This window comes from Pseudomonas sp. XP2 (genome assembly GCF_053557975.1).
In genome coordinates this window covers 13,142-14,340 of the sequence record NZ_JBNRIK010000052.1, presented here as the reverse complement: position 1 = coordinate 14,340, position 1,199 = coordinate 13,142, and the positions used below count along the sequence as shown (strand labels likewise).

1 protein-coding gene is annotated in these 1,199 nt (G+C 62.2%); it reads left to right on the top strand.

The window, feature by feature from the left end; translation table 11 throughout:
* On the top strand, nucleotides 1-1,067 hold a 1,067-nt coding region (gene bamA, locus ACK1VC_RS28525; protein WP_449118177.1), incomplete at its 5' end, for an outer membrane protein assembly factor BamA.
* Between the last annotated feature and the right edge of the window lie 132 nt (nucleotides 1,068-1,199).

The window sequence follows — 1,199 nt, the reverse complement described above, 5'->3', positions numbered from 1 at the left end:
AGAGCGCCGGCCTGATCCTCGGGGGTTCGATCAGCCAGAGCAACTTCCTCGGTACCGGTAACAAGGTGTCCATCGGGCTGACCCGCAGCGAGTACCAGACCAAGTACAACTTCGGTTTCGTGGACCCCTACTTCACTGCCGACGGTGTCAGCCTGGGCTACAACCTGTTCTACAACAGCACCGACTACAGCGACTACTACGACGATGGCGTTTCGTACTACGCGATCAATAGCTACGGCGCCGGGGTAAGCTTTGGCTACCCGATCAACGAAACCTCGCGCCTGACCTACGGCCTGACCCTGCAGCACGACGACATTTCGCCAGGCACCTACAGCGCCGACGAGATCTACGACTTCATCGCCCGTGAGGGCAAGCGTTTCAACAACCTCAAGGCGTCGATCGGCTGGTCCGAGTCGACCCTGAACAAAGGCGTGCTGGCCACCCGTGGTCACTCCCAGAGCCTGACACTGATGGCCACCACCCCTGGCAGCGACCTGTCATTCTACAAACTGGATTACAACGGCCAGACCTTCCTGCCGGTAACCAACAACACCTCGCTGCGCCTGCACACCACCCTGGGCTACGGCAATGGCTACGGATCCACCGACGGCTTGCCGTTCTATGAGAGCTACACCGCCGGTGGCCAAGGCTCGGTGCGCGGGTTCAAGGATGGCACCCTCGGCCCGCGCAACACCCCGGCCACCGGTACCTACGCCAGCGCCGGCCAGGCTTACTATTCCGACCGCGACACCGATGTGCTGGGGGGCAATATCCTGATTAGCGGCGGCGCCGAATACATCTTCCCGCTGCCGTTCGTGAAGGACCAGAGCCAGCTGCGCAGCTCGTTGTTCGTCGACGCCGGTAACGTGTATGCCGACACCTGTTACCTGTCGACCACCCAGGGCTGCGGCAGCGTCGACCTGGCGCAGATGGCCGTGTCGCTGGGGGTTGGCGTGACCTGGTACAGCCCCATGGGGCCACTGAGCTTCAGCCTGGCGGCGCCGTTGAAAAAACCGGATAACGCCGAGACCCAGATCTTCCAGTTTTCGCTGGGGCAGACGTTCTGAGCCCTTTCTTACGGTGGGAGGGCTCTTGTGGGAGCGGCCTTGTGTCGCGAAAGGGGTGCGGAGCGCCCCCAGGTTTTCAGCTTCACCGCCAACATTGCCGGGGCCGCTTTGCGGCCCTTTCGCGACACAAGG